Origin of the sequence: Martinezella miluonensis, from assembly GCF_900094545.1 — a bacterium.
In the GTDB taxonomy this organism is placed as follows: domain Bacteria; phylum Pseudomonadota; class Alphaproteobacteria; order Rhizobiales; family Rhizobiaceae; genus Rhizobium; species Rhizobium miluonense.
This window is the reverse complement of the sequence record NZ_FMAH01000022.1, coordinates 82,001-103,875: the sequence shown is the minus strand read 5'-3', so window position 1 is coordinate 103,875 and position 21,875 is coordinate 82,001. Positions and strand designations below refer to the sequence as shown.

Below are 21,875 nucleotides of genomic sequence, written 5' to 3'. Positions count from 1 at the left end.
ATGCATCAACGGGCAACGCCCGACATGATGCGAAAGCGTCGATGCACCGCAGAACATCCGTTCGGCACCATCAAACGGATGATGGCAGGCGGACGTTTCCTGACCAGAAACCTCAAGGGCACCAGAACCGAAATGGCCCTCTCGGTGGTCGCCTACAACATCAGGCGCACCATAAACATAACATCAAAACCCGCATAGACCCAGAAACCAAAAGAGGCCCCGGTCAAACCGGAGCCTCCAAACGTTTCCACACAGGCTGGAAACGCCAGCCTTTTTATTCATGCCACTAAGGCAGCGCTAAATTATGCGCTTTCCTTCGGCGTCAGAACCTGGCGACCACGATACATGCCGGTCTTCAGGTCGATGTGGTGCGGACGACGCAGTTCGCCGGAGTTCTTGTCTTCGACGTAAGTCGCAGCCTTCAGGGCGTCAGCAGAGCGGCGCATACCGCGCTTGGACGGGCTCGTTTTTCTCTTCGGTACAGCCATTCTCGTTACTCCATGTACGGACGAAACATATCCACGGCCAGCAAGGCGGCCGAAACAGACATGCATCAATTTCGGAAATTGGCCGGGCTTATACATGGCTTGCAGGGCTTTGACCAGTCCCTTCCAGCATTTTTTGCCGACCGCGCCTGATTCAAGCCGAATCAAGCGCTCAGGCATCGTCCTCCGGCACGATCCATGCTTCCTTCAGTGCCGCCTCCTCCCATTTCTTCCAGGCAGGCAACGCCTTCATGGCCGCCATGTAAGCCTTTGCATCGGCGGATACGGCGATGCCGTATCGTTCGAAGCGGCTGACGACCGGTGCGAACATCGCATCGGCGCCAGAAAAGGCCCCAAACAAGAAGGGGCCGCCGGAACGGGAACGCGCCTCGCGCCAGATGGTTTCGATGCGTGCGACATCCTTCGTGACATCCTCAGGCAGATCGGGACGGCTCACCGGACGGCGCATGTTCATCGGGCAGTTGGTGCGCAATGCGCTGAAGCCCGAAAGCATTTCCATGCTGTAGGACCGCGCTAAGGCTCGCGCCTGCCGATCCTCGGGCAGAAGACCAGCATCGGGGAACAGTTCGGCCACATATTCGATGATGGCGAGCGATTCCCAGATCTTGAAACCGCCATGGTCCAGCATCGGCACCTTTCCGGTCGGCGAAACCTCACGAATTTGCGGATTGCCGGCCGGAAAGTCGAAAGGAATCAATATTTCTTCGAAGGCGACGCCGCAGCCCTCAAGCGCGATCCACGGCCGAAACGACCAGGAGGAATAGTTCTTGTTGCCGATATAGAGGGTCAGCTTTTCCATAGTTCCCTTTTCCTTGTTAACTCCGGAATTCAAAGACGAGGAGCTCCTCGAAATGGTTCATGTCGCCGAACGTGCAGAAGGCAGGCGGCCGCAGCTCCAGAACTGGCACTTCGGCACGAAGCGCGGCCGCCGCCTCATCCAGCATCGCCTGCCAGCGCGGCAGAGCCTCGTCGGCCAGCCGCTCGATGGCATAGGCAAACGTAATATGGAAAGGATAGGCCTCATGATCGGGATGACGATAGCCGAGAAGATCCGCCAGCGCATTTCGCCAGGCGCGCATCGTCTTGCGATCCGCCTCGGTTGCTCCGTCGACCAGAAGGCCGCTCGGCCGCGCCTTCGTCACCGCCACCTTGAACGGATCGCGCATGGCAAAAGCCTTCAGCCGCTCGCCCATGACGTCAGTCATTTCGTCGATCGGCGCGTCGAGCGCAATGCCATCAGGCCAAAAGGGCAGGCTGCGACGATATTCGATGACGCCCTGGAACAGGGTCATATGTAGGCTGGAAATCGGCGTGAAGGCGAATTGCTTGGCCTCCGGCATGTCGAGATATTTCTGTCGCGCCGCAACAATCGCATGCTGCGTCTGCGAGCCTTCGGCTACGTGGCAGACGATCGTGTTGCCGGGCTCCGGCTGGAAGACGCCGGAGCGATCATAGCGCCTGCCGAAATGGGGCGGCGGCTCCGGATGCAGGCTCTTGGAATATTTGAGCAGCTCGGGCGAGAAAACGTCGAAATCCATGGGTGCGTCCGATCATCGTTGGCAGATCATCCGCCCATACGTCACGGCCAAGAATGCCAGATGACGATCAGCCGATCGAACGACAAGTTCTGATCTCAGTCATAAAGACATTTGATGTATGCGTCGGCATTCTGCGCGCGGCGCTGGATCAGCGATGCGAGCTGGCTGAGCCCCCGCCCCGGCTTGCCAGCGACACGATCGATCGGGTTCGGTAGCGAGACCGCAAGCAGGGCTGCCTGGCGGGCCGTCAGCTTGGAGGCCGGCACCTTGAAATGATAGCGCGCCGCAGCCTCGATGCCATAGATGCCTGGCCCCCATTCAGCGACATTGAGGTAGATCTCCATCATCCGGCGCTTCGACCAGGCGAAGGAGGCGGAAACCGCAAGCGGCAGCTCCAGCGTCTTGCGCACGAAGGAACGGCCGTTCCACAGGAACAGGTTCTTCACCGTCTGCATGGGGATCGTGCTGCCGCCGCGCGTGGATTTGCCGCGCAGTGTCTCCTGCACGAGCATCCGCATCTCGCCCCAATCGACGCCGCCGTGAAAGCAGAACTGCCCGTCCTCGGAAACCATCACCGATTTCACCAGCACCGGCGAGATATTCTCGAGCGGAACCCAGCGGCGATTATAGCCCTTAAAGGTAGCGGCATCTCCTAGCATCAAGGTGGAGATCGGGTGAATGAATGGCAGCAGGTAGAGGACGATGAGGAGATAGGGCAGCAGGAAAAGGCTGATCAGTGCGAGGACGATGCGTTGCCAAAGCGGCCTTTCCTTGAAGCGCGCAAACAGGGAGGACCGTTGCGGCACCTCGGCTTCCTCCTCATTGTCGGTCGATATGTCCAATTGCCGAAAGTCCACGGTCGCTCCATCCCGGCGCACTCTCAATGCATCCGGGAAACGCTCTGATGCTGCACTCGTCATACCGTCTACACGGAGTGATGACCAGAGTACGGCATGATTCCGCGCCCGGCTGTTGACAATTCTCGTTGCCAGCAACCGCCTCTCATGCCAAACAGCCGCCATGGACAGCACCTATCCCTCATTCGAGCACCGTCTCAAGGACAATGCCGGCAAGATCGAAGCCCTGCTGAACCGGCTTCTGGCCGACGCCAGCCTCGACGACGAAATCGTCCGCCCGGCCCGGCTGCTGAGCGCAATGCGCCATGGTGTGCTGAACGGCGGCAAGCGGTTGAGGCCCTTTCTCGTCCTGGAATCCGCAGCCCTTCTCGGCGGCGACGCAGACGCGGCGCTCAGGATCGCCGCCGCGCTCGAATGCGTGCACTGCTATTCTCTCGTCCATGACGACCTGCCTGCCATGGATGACGACAACCTGCGCCGCGGCCAGCCGACCGTGCATATCGCCTACGATTATGCGACGGCGATCCTGGCGGGCGACAGCCTGTTGACCTACGCCTTCGACATCATCGCGGCGCCCGAAACGCAACTGCCCGCCGACCGGAAAATGGCGCTCGTGCTGGCGCTGTCACGGGCGGCCGGCATCGGCGGAATGGCCGGCGGCCAGGCGCTCGATCTTGCCGCAGAAAAGGAAACGCCTGACGAAAGCGGCATCACGACGCTGCAGGCGATGAAGACGGGCGCACTGATCCGCTTTGCCTGCGAGGCCGGCGCCATCATCGCCGGCGCCTCAGACGAAGACCGCAAGCGCCTGCGGCTTTTCGGCGAAAAGACCGGCCTTGCCTTCCAGCTTGCCGATGATCTGCTCGACCTCACCGCCGATGCCGCCACCATGGGCAAGGCGACCGGCAAGGATGCCGCCCGCGGCAAGGGCACGCTCGTCGGCCTGCATGGCCAGGAATGGGCGGAGGCGACGGTTTCAAGGCTGGTGACCGAGGCAGGCGACCTATTGTCCGGCTATGGCGACAAAGCGAACATCTTGATCGAGACGGCCAGGTTCGTGGCAAATCGCAGAAACTGAGCGCGCGCCGCGTCTTGGAGCGCTCCTTCACCCGGACCTCCTTCGATGCCAGCGAATGTCACCATGACAAGAATCTGCGTTCCGAAGGGTGATTTCCGTTTCGCTTTGTGAGAAGTTCCTGCGCTGAATTGGCCCGTAGACGCGGAATCCTTCGCGCCAACCAACGCCCCAGGAATGTTCTTCATGCGCGAAGCGCTTACCTACCTGCCGCAGATCCTGCCGGCCTATATCGCCTATATTGTTGCCGTGGTCAGTCCCGGCCCGGCCATCATGGCTATTATCGGCACGTCGATGACGCATGGCCGCAAGGCCGGCATGACGCTCTCGCTCGGCATTTTCGGGGGATCGCTGACATGGGCGATTGCCGCTGCCGCCGGCCTTGCCACGCTGCTGCAGACCTACGCGATGGCGCTGGAGCTCCTGAAGATCTTCGGCGGCATCTATCTGCTCTACCTCGCCTACAAGGCGTTTCGCGCCGTGCGCTCAAACGGAGAATTGACCGCCACCACAGAGGGGCCGAAAACGCCAAGCTTCAAGTCGCTGATCCTGCGCGGCTACGGTATCCACGTCACCAATCCGAAGGCGATCTTCGCCTGGCTCGCCATCATCGCGCTCGGCATGCCGCAAGGCGCTCCCGCCTCGGTCGCAGCATTGATCATCGCCGTCTGCTGCGGCACCGGCTTCGTGGTATTCATGGGCTATGCGGTCCTATTCTCCACGCCGCATGCGCTGAAGATCTACCGCGGTGCGCGTCGCTGGATCGAAGGCGCGATGGCCGGCTTCTATTGCTTCGCCGGCATCAAGCTGCTGACGAGCAATATCTAGGGCAATTCCAGGAAAGGTGGGCAGCGGCTTTCCGGCCGGAATTGCGTAAGAACGGCAATCCGGCAAGCGGCGGATCCGATCACTCCGCCGCGACGTTCTTCTGGCCGAACCGCTTTTCGATATAGTCGGTCACCAGCGCCTCGAAGTCAGAGGCGATGTTCGGGCCGCGCAGCGTCATGGCCTTCTGGCCATCGATGAAGACGGGGGCTGCCGGCGTCTCGCCCGTACCGGGTAGGGAAATGCCGATATCGGCATGCTTGCTTTCGCCGGGTCCGTTGACGATGCAGCCCATAACGGCGACGTTCAGAGCCTCGACTCCCGGATATTTCTCCCGCCAGACCGGCATGTTCTTGCGGATATCGTTCTGGATGTTCTGCGCCAGCTCTTGGAACACGGTCGACGTCGTGCGGCCGCAGCCGGGACACGCCGCGACGACGGGGATGAACTGGCGGAAGCCCATGACCTGCAGAAGTTCCTGCGCCACCTGCACCTCGCGGGTACGGTCGCCATTCGGCTCAGGCGTCAGCGAAACGCGGATGGTGTCACCGATGCCGTGCTGCAGTACATAGCCCATGGCGGCGGACGAGGCGACGATGCCCTTGGAACCCATGCCGGCCTCGGTCAAGCCCAAATGCAGCGCATGGTCGGAACGCTCGGACAGCATGGAATAGACGGCGATCAGATCCTGCACCTGGCTGACCTTGGCCGACAGGATGATACGGTTGCGCGGCAGGCCGATTTCCTCGGCAAGATCGGCCGAGATCAGCGCCGACTGCACGATCGTCTCGCGCGTTACCTGGCGAGCCGACAGCGGCGAGCCTTCGACGGCATTCTTGTCCATCAGCGCGGTCAGGAGATCCTGATCGAGCGACCCCCAGTTGACGCCGATGCGCACCGGCTTGTCGTAGCGGATCGCCATCTCGATGATCTCGGCGAACTGCTTGTCCTTCTTGTCCTTGAAGCCGACATTGCCGGGATTGATGCGGTATTTCGCCAGCGCTTCGGCGCAGGCCGGATGATCGGCCAGCAGCTTGTGGCCGATATAGTGGAAGTCGCCGATCAGCGGCACGTCCATGCCGAGACGGAGCAGCCGCTCGCGGATCTTTGGCACGGCGGCAGCGCTTTCATCGCGATCGACGGTGATGCGCACGAGTTCCGAACCGGCTTTGTAAAGGGCCGCCACCTGGGCCACGGTCGAATCGATATCGGCCGTATCGGTATTGGTCATGGACTGCACAACCACGGGGGCACCGCCGCCGACGATCACGCCGCCGACATCGACGGCAACGGAGGAACGGCGCGGTTTCGGATCGAAATCGGTGGCGGACGACATGGAAAGCTCTCGCAGGCCTCGGAAATGGGTGCCTTTCAGGTGGATCACGAAACGGTCGTTGTCAACCGCTACGGCAATCTCTTTTGATCGGACGGATCCACCCGCTACCGGGTAAAAACGACGAAATTATTGCTCACTCTCGCCGATGCCGTCAGCATAGCGCGCCAACGACGACAATGCCAACACGACAAGCAACAGCACCGGCAGCGCCATCAGGACCGGCGAGAAGCCGACATGCTCGGCGGCAAAGCCGATGGCCGAGGGCGCGACCAGCATGCCGGAATAGCCAAGCGTAGTGACGACCGAAATGCCGATACCAGGCTGCAGCCCCGGAATGTTGCCGGCAGCGGAAAAGGCAATCGGCACCATGTTGGAAATGCCGATGCCGCAAAGCGCAAAGCCGAGGATGGCAATCTCGGCATTCGGCGCCAGCGCCGCCATCAGCATGCCGACGATGGCAAAGACCGTGCAGACACGCAGCGTCCGGACTGCGCCCAGCCAGTCGCGAACGAAATCGCCGGCAAAGCGCATGGTCGCCATGGTGGCCGAGAAGGCGGCGAAGCCGAAACCCGAGAGCGCCACCGACGCGCCCTTTTCCTGACCGAGATAGAGCGCGCTCCAGTCCAGCACCGCGCCTTCCGGCACCATGCAGAACAGCGCCACAATGCCAAGCAGCCACGGTAGCGGGATCATCGGCAGCCGCGCCTTCGGCTTGGCCTCATCGGGATGCGGCTGGTCGCCGAGAACCATCGGCCAGGCAATAATCAGGAAGAGAACGGCAAGAACCGTCGAGGCCTCGGCATGGCCGAGAACGCCCCAGCGCGAGATCAGCAAACCGCCGATCGCAGAACCCAACAGACCGCCGAGACTCCAGAAAGCGTGGCACGAGGACATGATCGCCCGGCGCATGGTCTTTTCGACCGAGACGGCATTGGCGTTCATCGCCACGTCCATGGCGCCGATGAAGCCGCCAAAGAGGAAGAGTGCGACGGCCGCGGTCCATACGTTCGGCGCGAGCGTAAGGGCCAGAATCATCGGCAGCAGCAGCACTGCAAAGGCGCGCACCACGACGCGCGAGCCACGTACGGCAATCTGCGCGCCGGCAAGCGGCATCATGACCAGCGAGCCGACGCCGAAGACCAGGATCATCAGGCCGAGCTCGAATTTCGTGAGTTGCAGCCGCTCAGCGAATTCCGGAATTTTCGGTGCCCAGCAGCCGACCATGAAGCCGTTCAACAGGAACATCAACGAAACGGCTGCGCGCGGTTTTGTGAAAAATGCGCTCCGACGGGCCTCGAGTCCCTCAAATTTCGCCATTTCGTCCATGAAATTCCTCCAAATCGGCACCGCAGTCTATTTAAATCGATTGAAATCTCAACGATGGAAACAGGCAAGAACGGTCACATTTCATCTCCACCTGTTAAAGCGGAGGCAAAGGCGCCACAACCCCGAATAAATAAATCGTGACCGTACGGCATAGGCGAAAAGCCCTATTGACGATGAAAAACTAGGCTCCTATCGCTTGAAGCCTGAAAGATTCTTCGACCCGCCGCGTCGGGTTATCCCTTGGTGTTTCCGTGAAAAATTCCATCAGCTTTGGCATCCTACTTACGGTGTTTGCCTATATGATGTTCACCGCTCACGATTCGGCGGTGAAGCTGCTCGTCACCTCCATCCCGGTCTGGCAGGTCCTGTTCATCCGCAGCTGCACGATCCTTGCCGGCTGCTTCGTCTTCGAAGGACCGTCGCTCGCCCGTAAAGTGGCGCGCTCGCCGATCATCAAGCCGATGATCGTGCGTAGCATCATCATCCTGATCGCCTGGATCTCCTATTATACGGCAGCCTCCTATCTGCAGCTTGCCGAGGTAACGACACTTTACTACGCCGCACCGATCGTCGGCACGATCCTTGCGACCATCGTGCTGCGCGAAAAGGTTACCGTCGCGCGCTGGATGGCCGTCGGCGTCGGCTTCTGCGGCGTCGTGATCGCTTCCAATCCGGTGGGCCTGTCGATCTCCTGGCCGGTCTATCTGGCGCTGCAGGCAGCCGTCCTCTGGGCAAGCGGCATGGTGCTCTTGCGCAAGACCGCGCTGCACGAGAAGAGCCATATCCAGATGGCCGTCTCAAACATCCTGTTCATCATCCTGACCGCCGGCATGGCCATCGCCTACTGGCACACGCCGACCCTATTCCAGATCGTCCTGCTTCTGCTAACCGGCGTCATTGCCGGCACTGGCCAGCTCGCCCTTTTCGAAGGCATGCGCCAGGCGCCCGTCTCGGTGCTGGCGCCGTTCGAATATACCTCGCTCGTCTGGGCTTTTCTGCTCGGCTACCTGATCTGGGGCGATATTCCCGGCATCAACACCTTCATCGGCGCCATCCTCATCCTTAGCGCCGGCTTTATCATCATTATCAGCGAGCGGATGAAACGGCGCACGGCTACGGCTTGAACTAAGCGGGAATAAATTCTATCGCTAAAGGTGTCGCTACTACGCCATTCGCGGCAAAGGCGCCGAAAAGCGCGCCTGCTGTGGCAGAACTTCAAGTCCTTCGGGAAGGCCGGAGATTAGGTGATGATCGACAAGTATTTTTCCTGGCCCCGTGAGCCGGTTGCGATTATCGCCATCGGCGATACCGGCGAAGCGCTTCTTCTCAGGGCAATTCTCGAAAGCCTTGGGGCTGCGGTTCTGCTGCATTTGCCGGGGACACCCGTCGATGTTCTAAAATGCCTGGGTCAGGGGGAAACCGCGCCGGAATACGTCATCCTGTCCGGCCACGGCGATGAGACGGGCTTCGTACTCGGGCAATTCGTCGAGGAAATCGACACGTCAGCCCTCGTCAAAGGGAGCCTGCCGCCCGCCAATCTCATGAACCGGATCAAGCTGCCAGGTAAGGTCGTCTTGAGCACGGCGTGCCTGACAGGCAACGAGGCCTTCGCACAGGCCTTTCTTTCCGGAGGCGCCCGCGCCTACATTGCGCCCGCCGAATACCCGGATGGCGCGGCCATCCCGCTCTTCGTGCATGGTTTTTTCTATCACCTCCTTGAAAAGCAGGTCTCCCTGGAGGAGGCCGTCAAACTGGCAAGTAATTTTGACGGCGACGAGCTGGCGATCGCCCTGTTTCAAGGAACCGGCGGCAAAGCTCCTGCGAGATCGTGAACGGCAGCTATCTGCGACGACCGGTCGTTGCCGCATAAGACGTGCATACACGACTGTTGCCGATATGATCTCGGAACCAACACTCCCCAGGCCAAAAGAACGGCTGGGCCAGTATTCGACAACCAATGACCGGATCCTGTTTGTCGTCCAGAGCAATTGGATCGCGGCGATAGCTCGCAATTCGCGCCCGCGTTTCAGAGCGATTGGAAACACCGTTCTTAAGGCCAAAGGCTTCCCAGGCCAGAGATAGCGGCGCGATTGACGCCTGACCGAAAACGCCGCTGCCAACGATGAAGTTGCTTGGCCCATGCAGCTTGAAGAGGAATAGTTCGCCGGGCTGAAGCGCGCGAAACTGCGTCGTTCCGCTGGGTTGCCAGAAATTGACTTCGTCATGCGGAACAGAGGCGCTCAACTGATCGAACCAGGCCTTGTCCGTAACGCCGACGAAGAGACGGACCATGGTCTAGCCTCTCAGCTCGGCTGTGCTTTGAAGCGCCGACGTTCTGGCAAGCCACATTGTCAGCGCCACAGCCCGAGAGCCAACTACTGCGGAGCGTAGCTTGCAGATCGTCGCCCTGTTCCTTTTCACTTCGGCGTTCCCCAAGCGTCTACCGTGTCTCATGTCGCGAGCACCCGCCTGAGATCCGACAACAGCTTTTCGCGTCGGCCCTCCGAAAGTTTGGCCAAGTTGTCGACCTTCCAGCGCACCGCCGGCAAGTCCGCGGCTCCAGGCACTCCTAGCAAGTCCCACTCTGGCTCGCCGGCCTTGAAGGAGAGAAGAAAGCGCCGGTGCTCGGCAGGCATCTTGCCAACGACATCGGCGATTAGAGCTTCACGAGCATCGTACAACGCCTCCAGGGTCACGGGCTCTTCCGTCATGCCGGCAAACCCCGCGCCAAACTCGTGGCGTAAGTCTTTGCGCGTCGGCGCCAAGACCTCGCCCATCGGCCTGTTGTGGCTCAGGATGTAGACAATGAAGGCGCGCCGTAGCTCATCGGACATACCCTCATTCGCGAGCAGATCTCTGACATCGAACAGATCTCGCGGGTGCTGCCGATCCAAGACGGCGACGATCTTGCCTGCGTAGAGGTCCGGGAAGGACACAACAGGCACCTCGGCATAGCCGAAGAGCTCTTCGACCCGGTCGCAAACCGAGCGTGTCTCGGGAGAGTAGACGCAGCCACGAATGACAGGCGTCACCTCGATCTTGATCTGCACACCGTCGGAGGCAACCAGCACCTTTGTGGCTGCGCCTTCGCTGTGCAGCGGCACGACCTGGGTGCGGCTGCGTGGTACATTCTCCCCAATTCGAGCAGCGATCCGTCGTATGACGGCGTCGATATTGGCGAGAGAGGTCGCGCGATCCTCGAGCGGCAGATAGGTCAGATCGATATCGACCGACAGATGTGGAAGGTCTCAAACGAAAAGATTGATGGCGGTGCCACCCTTCAATGCAAAGACGTTCTCCTCTGCAACGAGCGGCAGAACTCGAACGAGGAGACTGACTTGTGCGCGATAGGCTTCAGACGCCGGCATCGAGTGTCTCCGGCACAGTGATTTGATACTTGTGTCCAGCCGACCGCCGACCACGATCTGGCGCTTGCCACGACCGAGGTCGATACGCTTGAGATCGAGCCGGCCGAACCATGGATGGGCGTGCCGCTCGGCGAACCACAGAAACAGCCGCTTCACTTTCACGCTCCGGCACGCTTCCAGCACGGCCTGAACCCGCTTTGGGCTTAGCGTGCGAACCGACTCCATTAGGACGTCCGCTTGATGGAACGTCTCCCGGGACGGGAGCAGGTCAAGAAGTTCGCAAAGCGCGCGCTCCGGCGCGGAGAGATCGAGCTCCCATCCCCAGTGTCCCCATGCGATGCGTGTCCTTCCAGGTGCGTCGGCATCGAAGAGCTTGTCTGCCTTGTGTTCGACGAACTGAGCGTCGGTCGGTATTCGCTCGACCCAGCCAGGCAAGCTGACATAGGCATAGAGATGGATTTCCGGCTTGCCCGAAAGGCGGAGGTAGTGCGTCAGGCCTTGTAGCTCGAGGGCACTGCGGCCACCGACATGCACGGATTTGTCCAGAAGTCGCTGGAGCGAGATGATCACGCGCTGCCAGGCTATCGCCTGATCAACGTTGCCGGTCGGTCGCTGATAGGCGCCACGAACGACACCTTCGAGCCAGCCCTGCGCGACGTATTTTTCCCGCCATTGCCGACGGTAGCCGTGTTTTTCCAGCCAAGCGGTGTCAACCACCAGCCCCTCGGGGAGCAGGCGATGAAGTTGGTTTATCTTTTCGTTCTTTCGACCTACCATTAGTGGTTGAAAATAGCATGAGTCTAAACCGAAGGACAAGTTCGGGGTTTCGCATTTTCGACCCATCAATAGTAGGCATAAAAACGCAACATTCAAACCAGAGAGGCGCAACGCTTCTGGAGGAGGAAATGGCCAAGCTGCCGAAATTGACGCTTACGCATAACGAGAAGAAAGATCGCTGGGATTTGACCAAAGACGGCGCGAGTCGTCCTACGGCGAGCTTCGGTACCAAATCCGATGCGACCAAAGGCGGCGCCCTCGAGAAGGCTGCCGGCAAGGATGGAGGATCGGTCAAGATCCAGAAGGTCGACGGTCAATTTCAAGAAGAGCGGACTTATCCGCGCGCTGCCGATCCCAAGAAATCGCCGGGCCAATTCGTATCCACCTCCAGGCACTTCAACGAAAGCAACCCGCATGCCTCGCACGATCGACGAAGTCATGGTCGATCTTCCACAGGCCCAGCAGGAAGAAATCGAGAGGCGATATCACGCGTTGCGTCGAACTCTGCCGTTCCCGCAGCGCGACAAAGCGCCAGACGACCCGCCTGCGGCCAAAAGTATCGGCCCTCGCCTACCGCGCCATCAATAACCTATCGACACTTCCTTACTCTCGCCAGCCTACCACCGCGAGGGCGTGAAGCCGTGATCGTCATCGTCACCAAATAGGCGCTCCGCCTCGAAGCGATCCTCGATCGCCCGCGGAGACAAGCGAGACTCGCGCTGCGCCAAGTGCTCTGTGGTCCAAGCCAGAAACGCCGACAATCTGGGGCTCGGCTCGGCCGAAATCTCCTCGGTGAGCATAGCGATGAGACGACGCACGGCTTGAGACGAGACTCCCGCATATCGTCTAAAATCTCGCCGTCAGCCCTCTATCGGACATGCCGATAGCGCCATCGGTTTTCTCCGTTTTCGCTCCGCGCCCCTCTCTGCCAAATCTCCACTACGGTCATCAGCTGTAGGAGTGAAAAGCATGGCAATGGCAGACATAGCAAATTCAAGGATTCTGATCGTCGGCGGCAGTTCCGGAATGGGCTTGGCGCTGGCGAAGCAATCGCTTGCCGCCGGGGCGGAGGTCATCATCGCCGGGCGGAATGCGGACAGGCTCGGCCGTATCCGCACCGAACTGTCACATCCGGTGCTGTCGACGGTGGCGATAGACATTTCTCGGGAAGCTGAGGTAGCCGCCCTTTTCGATCGCATTGGCAAGGTCGATCACATCGTCAGCACCGCCGCCGACATCGAAGGAGCCTATGAACTCCTGCCCAACGTGGATTTGAAGGCCGCACAAAAGGTCGTGGACAGCAAATTCTTCGGGCCGTTGCTGCTGGCAAAATACGGCGCGCCAGCACTGTCGCCTTCTGGCTCCCTCACCTTCACCTCCGGCGTGGCGGCCTACCGGCCCTCGCCGCGCGGATCGGTCGTGGCCGCAGTCAATGCGGCACTGGAAGGGCTGGTACGCGCGCTTGCGGTCGAATTGGCGCCGATCCGCGTCAATGCCGTGTCGCCGGGCTGGGTCGACACACCGATCTGGACGTTCGTGGCCGGCGATAAAAGAAACGAAACCTTGGACGCCATGGCAAAGCGGCTACCGGTCGGACGCGTCGGCCAGCCGGAGGATGTAGCCGACGCCATCGGCTACTTGATGGGCAACGGCTTTACGACGGGAACCGTACTGCATGTCGAGGGTGGGCATCGACTGATCTAGCCGGCGCAAAACCTTCGCTCGCAGCCGCCAACAGCAATTTCAGAGACGGCGGCTGCACGCGCCGGCGGCGCCAGATCATCACCAGCGGAACGGTTTGCGACGGCCCAGGCCAAGGCAGCTCGTTGATTTCGCCCCGATCAATGGCATCGGCGACGCCAAGGCGCGGCACCAGTCCCATACCAGCACCCGCGGCAACCAATCGCGCGATCGCGCCGATGCTACCGGCTTCAGCGGCAAGCCTCGGCGGTGCCAAGCCAGCATCGGCAAAGGCCTTGTCGAACATGCTTCGATAAACGCACCCAACCTCGGTTGCCAGGAAATCGATGGTAGCAAGCTCGGCCAGATCAGGTTTTCGCTCGGCAAAGCCGGCACCCGTTGACGTTACGAGGACCAGCGGCTCCCGAGAAACCACGCGCTTGACGAAGCGCTCATCGAGACCGCCATTGTCGAAACAGAAGACGACATCGAGCTCGCCAGCCTCCAGTTTGCGCATCAGCTCGCCAGTTCCCGCAACCTTCAGCCTGAGCGCAATATCAGGATGCGCGCCCTGAAAGCCGGCTAACCATTCCGGCAGCCGGACGGCGGCGATGGTCTCAAGCGCGCCGATGGTGACCGAACCTGTCTCGGAACCGCCCGCAGCCGTGACGGCTATGCGCGCCTCGCCAGCCAGCACGAGAATTTCTTCGGCATAGGAAACCAATACCTGACCGGCCTGCGTCAATTCCAAACCTTGCCGCGAACGGACGAAGAGCGCGGTGCCCAACTCGGCCTCCAACGTCTGCATCTGATCGCTGACGCTCGATTGCGCGAGATGAACCTCGTCGGCAGCGCGCGTGAAGCTTCTATTGTGGGCGACTGCCAGAAATGTCTTGAGGAGCCTCGGATGCATCAATCAATACCGTAACGATGTCGCGGCAAGCACCACGACGAGCGAGCGGAAAAAGACCACGCTCTCAACTGAAAAGCTGCCACGCCGCGGCAACCCTCGTCAACAGGCGGTGGATCATCTCGCGCCTTCATCACCCGCTATGAGCTAATGCGCGATATCCGCTGCATCTTGAGAAAAATATTCGCAATTGCCCATTTATCTCGCAGTTTTCTACGCTTCCTCGATCCATTTTTTCTGCGATGTATGCAATATTGAATGAAACCGCTCCAGAAACGGAAGAAAACGATGAACTGGTTGAAGACTGTTGCTGCCGCCGCCCTCGTGCAGGCCGCGCTCCTGCTCCCCGCCCATGCCGGCGACAATCTCAAGGCGATCCAGGCCGCCGGCGCGCTGAAGGTCGGCACGGAAGGCACCTACGCGCCCTTCACCTATCATGACGAGAGCGGCAAGCTCACCGGTTTCGACGTCGAGATCGCCGAGGCAATCGCCGCAAAGCTCGGCGTCAAGGCGCAGTTCCTGGAAGGCAAGTGGGACGGCCTGATCGCCGGCCTCGACGCCAACCGTTACGACACCGTCATCAACGAAGTTGGCGTCACCGATGCCCGCAAGAAGAAGTATGATTTTTCCGAGCCCTACATTGCCTCCAAGGCGGTGCTGATCGTCAAGGACGGCAACGCCGACATCAAGGATTTCGCTGATCTGAAGGGCAAGAAGGCCGCACAGTCGCTGACCAGCAACTTCGGCAAGCTCGCCGAACAGTCCGGCGCCACGCTCGTCGGCACCGACGGCTTCGACCAGTCGATCCAGCTGGTGCTGACCGGCCGCGCCGACGCCACTATCAACGACAGCCTTTCCTTCCTCGACTTCAAGAAGCACAAGCCCGATGCGCCGGTGAAGATCGTCGCCCAGCAGTCCAATGCCGATTATTCGGCCGTCATCATTCGCAAGGGTGAGCCGGAACTGCAGGCCGCCATCAACAAGGCGCTGGCCGATATCAAGGCCGACGGCACCTATGCCAAGATCTCGCAGAAGTACTTCGGACAGGATGTTTCGAAGTAAGAAGGCATAGGCAGAGACATAAAACTGTGAAAAAGATGCGTCCGGGGTCACCTCCGGACGCATTCTTTTATCGAAAGGCTTCTCCGTGGAGCATTGGTTGCAACTGATGTCGGAGTCACTGGGCACGCTGCTTTGGGCAGGGCTCATCTTCACCATCCCGCTCACCCTGATCACCTTCATCCTCGGCATATTGCTGGGCCTGCTCACCGCCGTTACGCGCCTGTTCGGCCCGCCGCCGCTGGTCGCCGTCGCGCGCTTCTATGTCTGGGTGATCCGCGGTACGCCGTTGCTGGTGCAGCTCTTCGTCATCTTCTATGGCCTGCCGAGCCTCGGCATTCTGCTCGACGCATTTCCGGCCGCTGTCATCGGCTTCACGCTCAGCGTCGGCGCCTATACGTCGGAAATCATTCGCGCCGTCATCTCCTCCGTACCGAAGGGCCAGTGGGAAGCCGCCTATTCGATCGGCATGAACTGGCGTCAGGCGATGAGCCGCACCATCCTGCCACAGGCAGCCCGCGTCGCCGTGCCGCCGCTGTCGAATACCTTCATCTCGCTGGTCAAGGATACCTCGCTTGCAGCCGCCATCACCGTGCCGGAGCTGTTCCAGGCCGCGCAGCGCATCGTGGCGACGACCTATGAACCGCTGATCCTCTATGTTGAGGCCGCCATCATCTATCTCGTGCTCAGCACCTTCCTCTCGACGCTGCAGGGCTACCTCGAGCGCCATTTCTCCCGCTCCGGCGGCACGCTGGAGGCACGCGCATGATCGAGCTGTCCCACATCGAAAAGCGCTTCGGCGACAACGTCATCCTCAAGGATATCAGCCTGATGATCCCAGAGGGCACGGTGACGGCGCTGGTCGGCCCATCCGGCGGCGGCAAGAGCACGCTGCTGCGCTGCATCAACCTCTTGGAAATCCCGACTGCCGGAACGATCAACATCGGCGGCGAGTCGGTCTCCTTTGCGCCGAACAAGCGCGTGGCCTGGCAGGATATCCAGAAGATCCGCCGGCAGACCGGCATGGTTTTCCAGAATTTCCAGCTCTTTCCGCATCGCACCGCCATCGAGAACGTCATGGAAGGCCTGACGACGGTGTTGCGCTGGCCGACTGAAAAGGCTCGCGCCCACGCCGTCGAACTGCTGACCAAGGTCGGTATGGCACACAAGATGGATGCCTGGCCCTCGACGCTGTCGGGCGGCCAGCAGCAGCGCGTCGCCATTGCCCGGGCGCTTGCCCCCTCGCCCCGCGTCTTGCTCTGCGACGAGCCGACCTCGGCGCTCGATCCGGAACTGGCAGCGGAAGTGGTCGACGTCCTCGGCAAGCTCGCCAACGAAGGCACCACCATGGTCATGGCGACGCACGACCTGCGCCTCGCCTCGAAGATTGCCAACAACGTGGTCTTCCTGGAAGCGGGCAGCATCGTCGAGACCGGCTCCTCGCGCAACGTCTTCTCGAACCCCTCTCAGGAGCGGACCAAGCAATTCATCTCGACGCTGAATGCCGGCCACAGCTACGACATCTAGGATTTCCCGGTAGACAAATCGCTGCTCCGGCGAATGGGCCGCGCATTGACCATGCGCGGCTTTCCGTCTAGCTCTAGTGCCCATGAACACGACATTGGTTCTCGTAGTGGTAGGAAGGCGCATGGGCAGGATGGTGTAACCATCCGGCGAAAGCACCCATGCGCGGTAAGCAGGCTCCTGACGGGGCCTTTTTTATTGCCCTGAAACAAGGCGGCGCCCGTCAGATCTTCCTCGACTTCCCACCCACGCGACGGACAAGGCCATGACGCGCACAAAGAGCCGCATCGAAAGTTCATCCACACAAGCAATCGAAGACACGACAGCCGAAAGTGCAGCCACACGGCCGCGGCTGACGACCCTCATCCTGCTTTCCGCCCTTGCCGTGCTGCCGGTCAACATGATCCTGCCGTCGCTGCCGAAGATTTCAGCGGCATTCCATGCCGATTTCGCCCTCGTGAACCTCTCGGTCGCCGGCTTCTCTTTCGTCACCGCCTTGCTTGAGGCCATCGGCGGCGCGATATCGGATCGCTTCGGCCGCAGGCCGGTCGTCCTGACGGCGCTTTCCATTTTTATCATCGCCTCGATCGGCTGCGTTCTCGCTCCTGATATCGGCACCTTTCTCGTCTTCCGCGCGATGCAGGCCTGCATCGGGCCGTGCTACTCCGTTGCGCTTGTCGTCATCAAGGAGACATCCGACGAGCGCGAAGCGGCCAGCAAATTCGGCTATCTCGCCATGGGATGGGCGCTTGCGCCCATGGTTGGACCTCTGTTCGGCGGCTCACTGGACGAGTTTTTCGGCTGGCGCGCCAGCTTCATTGTCCTCGCAATCTTCGGTGTTGCCGCCTTCGTCCTGTCCATGCACGAATTGAAGGGATCGAGAGCGCCCGCGTCGGGTGCGCGCAGAAACTACGTTGCCTCCTACGCGCTGCTTTTGCGTTCGGCGCGTTTTTGGGCCTACACCCTCTGCATGGCCTGCTCGATGGGCGTGCTTTATGTCTTCCTCGGAGGAGCGCCGCTCACGATAGGCGATACGCTCGGCGGATCGAGCGCCAAGCTCGGCTTCTACATGGGCCTGATTCCCACCGGCTTCGTTCTGGGCAGCTACCTGGCCGGCCGCTACGGGGCAAGAATCCCGCTCGGCATGATCCTTGTCATCGCGCGGCTTCTCACCTGCATCGGCCTGACGACCGGCCTCGCTCTTTCGCTATTGGGCATGACACATGTTCTGGCGCTCTTCGGTCCTTGCATGTTCATCGGCCTCGGCAACGGGCTGACCATGCCGGCTGCCAACAGCGGCGCAATGTCGGTACGGCCGGACATGGTCGGAACAGCTGCTGGTCTGGCCGCCGCCATGAGGATATCAGGCGGCGCGCTGATAGGCTCCGTCGCCGGCCTGTTTCTCGCCCGATCGCCGACGATCCACGCTCTATTTACACTACTGCTGGTATCGGCAGTGCTCGCGCTGCTGGCGGCCTTTTGGGCAGCCTTCGCAGAGCGGCAGGCTCACACAACGAGATGAAGGCATCTTCGTCGCAAGGCCGGCTGTAACAGCGCGGCCTTGCGACGAAGACATTCCACATCCCAGTCAGCGGCTCGGTTCGAAAACCGACCCTTGCCGATTACGCGCCGTAGACGACGAGCAGATCCTTGGCATCGATCTGGTCGCCGGCGCGCACCAGCACCTCGGAGATCGTGCCGTCCTTTTCGGCGTGCAGCGCCGTCTCCATCTTCATGGCTTCGATCGAAACCAGCACGTCGCCGGCCTTGATCGCCTGGCCGGGCGAGACGAAGACCGTGGAGATGACGCCCGGCATCGGCGCACCGACATGGGCGGCATTGCCCGGCTCCGCCTTGCGGCGGACAGCGGCTCCCGAAGCACCATGGGCGCGATCCGGCACCTTGATGCGACGCGGCTGGCCGTTGAGTTCGAAGAACACCGTGACCATGCCCTTCTCATCGGTCGCCGTCATCGCCTGGTTGACAATGACGAGTGTCTTGCCCTTCTCGATTTCGGCAAACAGCTCGTCGCCTTCCTTCAACCCGTAGAAATAGGCCGGCGTCGGCAGCACCGAGACCGGGCCGTAGGTGTCGGCCGCCAGCGCATAGTCGGTGAACACCTTCGGATACATCAGGTAGGAGGCGAATTCGAAATCGCCGACCTTGCGTTCCAGCTTGGTCTCGATGACTTTGCGCTCCGCATCGAGATCGGCTTCGGCAAGCAGCGAGCCGGGACGGACGACATAGGGCTTGTCGCCCTTCAGCGCCTTCTTCTGCAGCGCTTTCGGCCATCCGGACGGCGGCTGGCCAAGATCGCCCTTCAGCATGGACACGACCGAGTCCGGGAAGGCAATATCCTTGGCGGGGTTCTCGACATCGGCAACCGTCAGGTCCTGGCTCACCATCATCAGCGCCATGTCGCCGACAACCTTGGAGGACGGCGTTACCTTGACGATATCGCCGAACATCTGGTTGGCGTCGGCATAGGCCTGCGCCACCTGGTGCCAGCGGGTCTCAAGACCGAGCGAACGCGCCTGCTCCTTGAGGTTGGTGAACTGTCCCCCAGGCATTTCGTGCAGATAGACTTCCGAGGCCGGTCCCTTGAGATCGCTTTCGAAGGCGGCATACTGGTTGCGCACGGCTTCCCAATAGAAGGAGATACGGCGGATCCACTCGGGATCGAGGCCCGGATCGCGTTCGGACCCTTTGAGCGCCTCGACGATCGAACCCAGGCAGGGCTGCGAGGTATTGCCGGACAGCGCGTCCATTGCCGCATCCACGGCATCGACGCCGGCGTCGACCGCGGCCAGCACGGTGGCGGCTGCGATACCCGACGTGTCGTGCGTATGGAAATGGATCGGCAGCCCGGTTGCCTCGCGCAGCGCCTTGAACAGCACCTTGGCCGCAGCCGGCTTCAACAGGCCGGCCATGTCCTTCAGCGCGATGATATGGGCACCAGCCTTTTCCAGCTCGACGGCGAGATCCGTATAATACTTCAGATCATATTTCGGGCGGGCGGAATTGAGGATATCGCCCGTATAGCAGATCGCCGCCTCGCAGAGCTTGTTCTCTTCGATGACGGCATCCATCGACACGCGCATGTTCTCGACCCAGTTCAGGCAGTCGAAGACGCGGAAGAGATCGATGCCGCCCTTGGCCGCCTGGCGGACGAAATATTTGACGACATTGTCGGGATAGTTGGTGTAGCCGACGCCGTTGGCGCCGCGCAACAGCATCTGCAGCAGCAGGTTCGGCGCACCCTCGCGGATCAGCGACAGGCGCTCCCACGGGTCTTCGGTGAGGAAGCGCATGGAGACGTCGAAGGTGGCGCCACCCCAGCATTCCAGCGACAGAAGCTGCGGCAGGGCGCGCGCATAGGTGCCGGCGACGCTGGCGATGTCATAGGTGCGCATGCGCGTGGCGAGCAGCGATTGATGGCCGTCGCGCATCGTCGTGTCGGTCATCAACACCCGCTTTTCGCCGCGCATCCATTCGGCGAATTTCTGCGGACCGAGCTTGTCCAGCCGCTGCTTGGTGCCATCGGGAATATTGCTGTCGATATAGGGCAGCACCGGGTTGGCAGCCTTCGGCGAGGGCATCGGCCGGCCGCGCGTTTCCGGATGGCCGTTGACGGTGACGTCGGCGAGATAGGTCAAAAGCTTGGTGGCGCGGTCCTGGCGCTTGACCTGCTGGAACAGCTCCGGCGTCGTGTCGATGAAGCGCGTCGTATAGCTGTTGTCGCGGAATTTCGGATGGGTGATGATTGCTTCGAGGAAAGTGAGGTTGGTCGCCACGCCGCGGATGCGGAATTCGCGCAGCGCGCGGTCCATGCGGGCGATCGCCTCCTGCGGGTTCGGCGCCCAGGCGGTCACCTTCACCAGCAGCGGATCGTAGTAGCGGGTGATGATCGCGCCGGTATAGGAGGTGCCGCCATCGAGACGGATGCCGAAGCCAGACGCCGAGCGATAGGCGGTGATGCGGCCGTAATCCGGGATGAAATTATGCTCCGGATCTTCCGTCGTCACGCGGCACTGCAGCGCATGGCCGTTGAGGCGGATGTCCTCTTGGCGCGGCACGCCCGATTCCGGCGTGCCGATGGCAAAGCCGTCGAGAATATGGATCTGCGCCTTGACGATATCGATACCGGTGACGACTTCGGTTACCGTGTGCTCGACCTGGATGCGCGGATTGACTTCGATGAAGTAGAATTTGCCGGTATCGGCATCCATCAGATATTCGACGGTGCCGGCGCCGACATAGTTGGTTGCTCCGGCGATCTTCAGCGAATAGGCGGCGAGCTCCTGGCGCTGCGCATCGCTGAGATAGGGTGCCGGCGCGCGCTCGACAACCTTCTGATTACGGCGCTGCACCGAACAGTCGCGCTCGAACAGATGCACGACATTGCCGTGCGTATCGCCGAGGATCTGACTTTCGACATGGCGCGCGCGCTCGACGAGCTTTTCGAGATAGACCTCGTCCTTGCCGAAGGCGGCCTTCGCCTCGCGCTTGGCTTCCGTCACCTCCTTGGCGAGATCGGCCTTGGAGCGAATGACGCGCATGCCGCGGCCACCGCCGCCCCAGGAAGCCTTGAGCATGACCGGATATCCGATCTCCTCGGCCATACGGGCAACTTCCGTCATGTCTTCCGGCAGCGGCTCGGTTGCCGGCACGACGGGCACGCCGACCGAGATTGCCAGATTGCGCGCCGCAACCTTGTTGCCGAGCTGGCGCATCGTGTCGGCGCGCGGGCCGATGAAGATGATGCCGGCGGCATCGCAGGCATCGACGAATTCCGGGCTTTCCGACAGAAGGCCATAGCCGGGATGGATGGCATCGGCACCGGAAAGCTTGGCGACGCGGATGATCTCGTCGATCGACAGATAGCTCTCGATCGGCCCAAGATCGCGGGCAAGATGCGGGCCGCGGCCCACCTGATAGCTCTCATCCGCCTTGAAGCGATGCAGCGCGAGTTTGTCTTCCTCGGCCCAGATGGCCACCGTTTTTATGCCAAGCTCGTTGGCGGCGCGGAATACGCGGATGGCGATTTCGGAACGGTTGGCAACCAGGATCTTGGAAATGGGCAATGCAGTCTCC

20 protein-coding genes and 2 pseudogenes are annotated in these 21,875 nt (G+C 61.0%); 11 read left to right on the top strand and 11 right to left on the bottom strand.

Features of this window, described 5'->3' with window-relative positions; genetic code table 11:
- On the top strand, positions 1-198 hold a 198-nt coding region (locus GA0061102_RS18280), incomplete at its 5' end, for a transposase (protein ID WP_092851806.1).
- Between the two features lie 104 nt (positions 199-302).
- Here the strand turns inward: GA0061102_RS18280 and rpmF are convergent.
- The 4 genes from rpmF to mtgA all read right to left on the bottom strand — a co-directional run bounded on the left by rpmF (position 303) and on the right by mtgA (position 2,964).
- Positions 303-488, bottom strand: coding sequence for a 50S ribosomal protein L32 (gene rpmF, locus GA0061102_RS18275; protein ID WP_016556742.1), 186 nt, complete (start codon positions 486-488; stop codon positions 303-305).
- 169 nt (positions 489-657) lie between these two features.
- Positions 658-1,305 carry a glutathione S-transferase family protein gene (locus GA0061102_RS18270; protein WP_092851804.1) on the bottom strand — a complete coding sequence of 216 codons (648 nt, stop codon included), beginning with the start codon at positions 1,303-1,305 and terminating at the stop codon, positions 658-660.
- Between the two features lie 16 nt (positions 1,306-1,321).
- Positions 1,322-2,044, bottom strand: a complete 723-nt coding sequence (locus GA0061102_RS18265; protein WP_092851798.1) for a DUF1868 domain-containing protein — start codon at positions 2,042-2,044, stop codon at positions 1,322-1,324.
- A gap of 95 nt (positions 2,045-2,139) precedes the next feature.
- Positions 2,140-2,964 (bottom strand): monofunctional biosynthetic peptidoglycan transglycosylase, encoded by an 825-nt coding sequence (gene mtgA / locus GA0061102_RS18260; protein WP_425348541.1) that lies wholly within the window; start codon positions 2,962-2,964, stop codon positions 2,140-2,142.
- A 100-nt stretch (positions 2,965-3,064) separates the two neighbouring features.
- Here mtgA and GA0061102_RS18255 point away from each other — a divergent pair, with 100 nt between their 5' ends.
- Entirely contained in the window at positions 3,065-3,979 is a 915-nt protein-coding gene (locus tag GA0061102_RS18255; RefSeq protein WP_092851793.1) for a polyprenyl synthetase family protein, read from the top strand.
- A 183-nt stretch (positions 3,980-4,162) separates the two neighbouring features.
- The gene (locus tag GA0061102_RS18250) at positions 4,163-4,804 is read left to right on the top strand and encodes a LysE family translocator (RefSeq protein ID WP_092851826.1); all 642 of its coding nucleotides are present in this window, start codon (positions 4,163-4,165) and stop codon (positions 4,802-4,804) included.
- Between the two features lie 79 nt (positions 4,805-4,883).
- Here the strand turns inward: GA0061102_RS18250 and ispG are convergent, their stop codons facing one another.
- Positions 4,884-6,137: a flavodoxin-dependent (E)-4-hydroxy-3-methylbut-2-enyl-diphosphate synthase gene (ispG, locus tag GA0061102_RS18245; protein ID WP_092851791.1), complete on the bottom strand. Its 1,254-nt coding sequence runs from the start codon at positions 6,135-6,137 to the stop codon at positions 4,884-4,886.
- A gap of 126 nt (positions 6,138-6,263) precedes the next feature.
- Positions 6,264-7,454: an MFS transporter gene (locus GA0061102_RS18240; protein ID WP_425348544.1), complete on the bottom strand. Its 1,191-nt coding sequence runs from the start codon at positions 7,452-7,454 to the stop codon at positions 6,264-6,266.
- 260 nt (positions 7,455-7,714) lie between these two features.
- On the opposite strand from GA0061102_RS18240, the gene GA0061102_RS18235 reads away from it, so the two are divergent.
- Both GA0061102_RS18235 and GA0061102_RS18230 read left to right on the top strand, forming a co-directional pair.
- Positions 7,715-8,587 (top strand): DMT family transporter, encoded by an 873-nt coding sequence (locus GA0061102_RS18235; protein ID WP_092851784.1) that lies wholly within the window; start codon positions 7,715-7,717, stop codon positions 8,585-8,587.
- 123 nt (positions 8,588-8,710) lie between these two features.
- Positions 8,711-9,295: a hypothetical protein gene (locus GA0061102_RS18230; RefSeq protein WP_092851783.1), complete on the top strand. Its 585-nt coding sequence runs from the start codon at positions 8,711-8,713 to the stop codon at positions 9,293-9,295.
- A gap of 7 nt (positions 9,296-9,302) precedes the next feature.
- Here the strand turns inward: GA0061102_RS18230 and GA0061102_RS18225 are convergent, their stop codons facing one another.
- The 3 genes and pseudogenes from GA0061102_RS18225 to GA0061102_RS18215 all read right to left on the bottom strand — a co-directional run.
- Positions 9,303-9,755: a hypothetical protein gene (locus tag GA0061102_RS18225; RefSeq protein ID WP_208858662.1), complete on the bottom strand. Its 453-nt coding sequence runs from the start codon at positions 9,753-9,755 to the stop codon at positions 9,303-9,305.
- A 158-nt stretch (positions 9,756-9,913) separates the two neighbouring features.
- Positions 9,914-10,831 (bottom strand): annotated as a pseudogene (locus tag GA0061102_RS18220) (nucleotidyl transferase AbiEii/AbiGii toxin family protein).
- Between the two features lie 87 nt (positions 10,832-10,918).
- Positions 10,919-11,608, bottom strand: a pseudogene (locus GA0061102_RS18215) (type IV toxin-antitoxin system AbiEi family antitoxin domain-containing protein); the annotation flags it as partial.
- A 128-nt stretch (positions 11,609-11,736) separates the two neighbouring features.
- On the opposite strand from GA0061102_RS18215, the gene GA0061102_RS33565 reads away from it, so the two are divergent.
- Together GA0061102_RS33565 and GA0061102_RS18200 are read left to right on the top strand one after the other, a co-directional pair.
- Positions 11,737-12,273: a DUF2188 domain-containing protein gene (locus tag GA0061102_RS33565; RefSeq protein WP_245298051.1), complete on the top strand. Its 537-nt coding sequence runs from the start codon at positions 11,737-11,739 to the stop codon at positions 12,271-12,273.
- 304 nt (positions 12,274-12,577) lie between these two features.
- A complete protein-coding gene (locus GA0061102_RS18200) occupies positions 12,578-13,312 on the top strand; it encodes an SDR family oxidoreductase (RefSeq protein WP_092851781.1) in 735 nt (244 codons plus the stop codon).
- Here the strand turns inward: GA0061102_RS18200 and GA0061102_RS18195 are convergent.
- Positions 13,263-14,201, bottom strand: a complete 939-nt coding sequence (locus GA0061102_RS18195; protein WP_092851777.1) for a LysR family transcriptional regulator — start codon at positions 14,199-14,201, stop codon at positions 13,263-13,265. The genes GA0061102_RS18200 and GA0061102_RS18195 overlap by 50 nt on opposite strands.
- A gap of 285 nt (positions 14,202-14,486) precedes the next feature.
- Between GA0061102_RS18195 and GA0061102_RS18190 the strand changes: the two genes are divergently transcribed.
- The 4 genes from GA0061102_RS18190 to GA0061102_RS18175 all read left to right on the top strand — a co-directional run bounded on the left by GA0061102_RS18190 (position 14,487) and on the right by GA0061102_RS18175 (position 18,303).
- Complete coding sequence (locus GA0061102_RS18190) at positions 14,487-15,260, top strand: amino acid ABC transporter substrate-binding protein (RefSeq protein WP_092851825.1); 774 nt, start codon at positions 14,487-14,489, stop codon at positions 15,258-15,260.
- 85 nt (positions 15,261-15,345) lie between these two features.
- Entirely contained in the window at positions 15,346-16,026 is a 681-nt protein-coding gene (locus tag GA0061102_RS18185) for an amino acid ABC transporter permease (protein WP_092851776.1), read from the top strand.
- Positions 16,023-16,784: an amino acid ABC transporter ATP-binding protein gene (locus GA0061102_RS18180; protein WP_092851774.1), complete on the top strand. Its 762-nt coding sequence runs from the start codon at positions 16,023-16,025 to the stop codon at positions 16,782-16,784. Before GA0061102_RS18185 ends, GA0061102_RS18180 begins: the two co-directional genes overlap by 4 nt.
- Before the next feature lie 262 nt (positions 16,785-17,046).
- Entirely contained in the window at positions 17,047-18,303 is a 1,257-nt protein-coding gene (locus tag GA0061102_RS18175; RefSeq protein ID WP_092851771.1) for a multidrug effflux MFS transporter, read from the top strand.
- Positions 18,304-18,403: 100 nt separating this feature from the next.
- Here the strand turns inward: GA0061102_RS18175 and pyc are convergent, their stop codons facing one another.
- The gene (pyc, locus tag GA0061102_RS18170; RefSeq protein ID WP_092851768.1) at positions 18,404-21,865 is read right to left on the bottom strand and encodes a pyruvate carboxylase; all 3,462 of its coding nucleotides are present in this window, start codon (positions 21,863-21,865) and stop codon (positions 18,404-18,406) included.
- Positions 21,866-21,875: the final 10 nt, after the last annotated feature.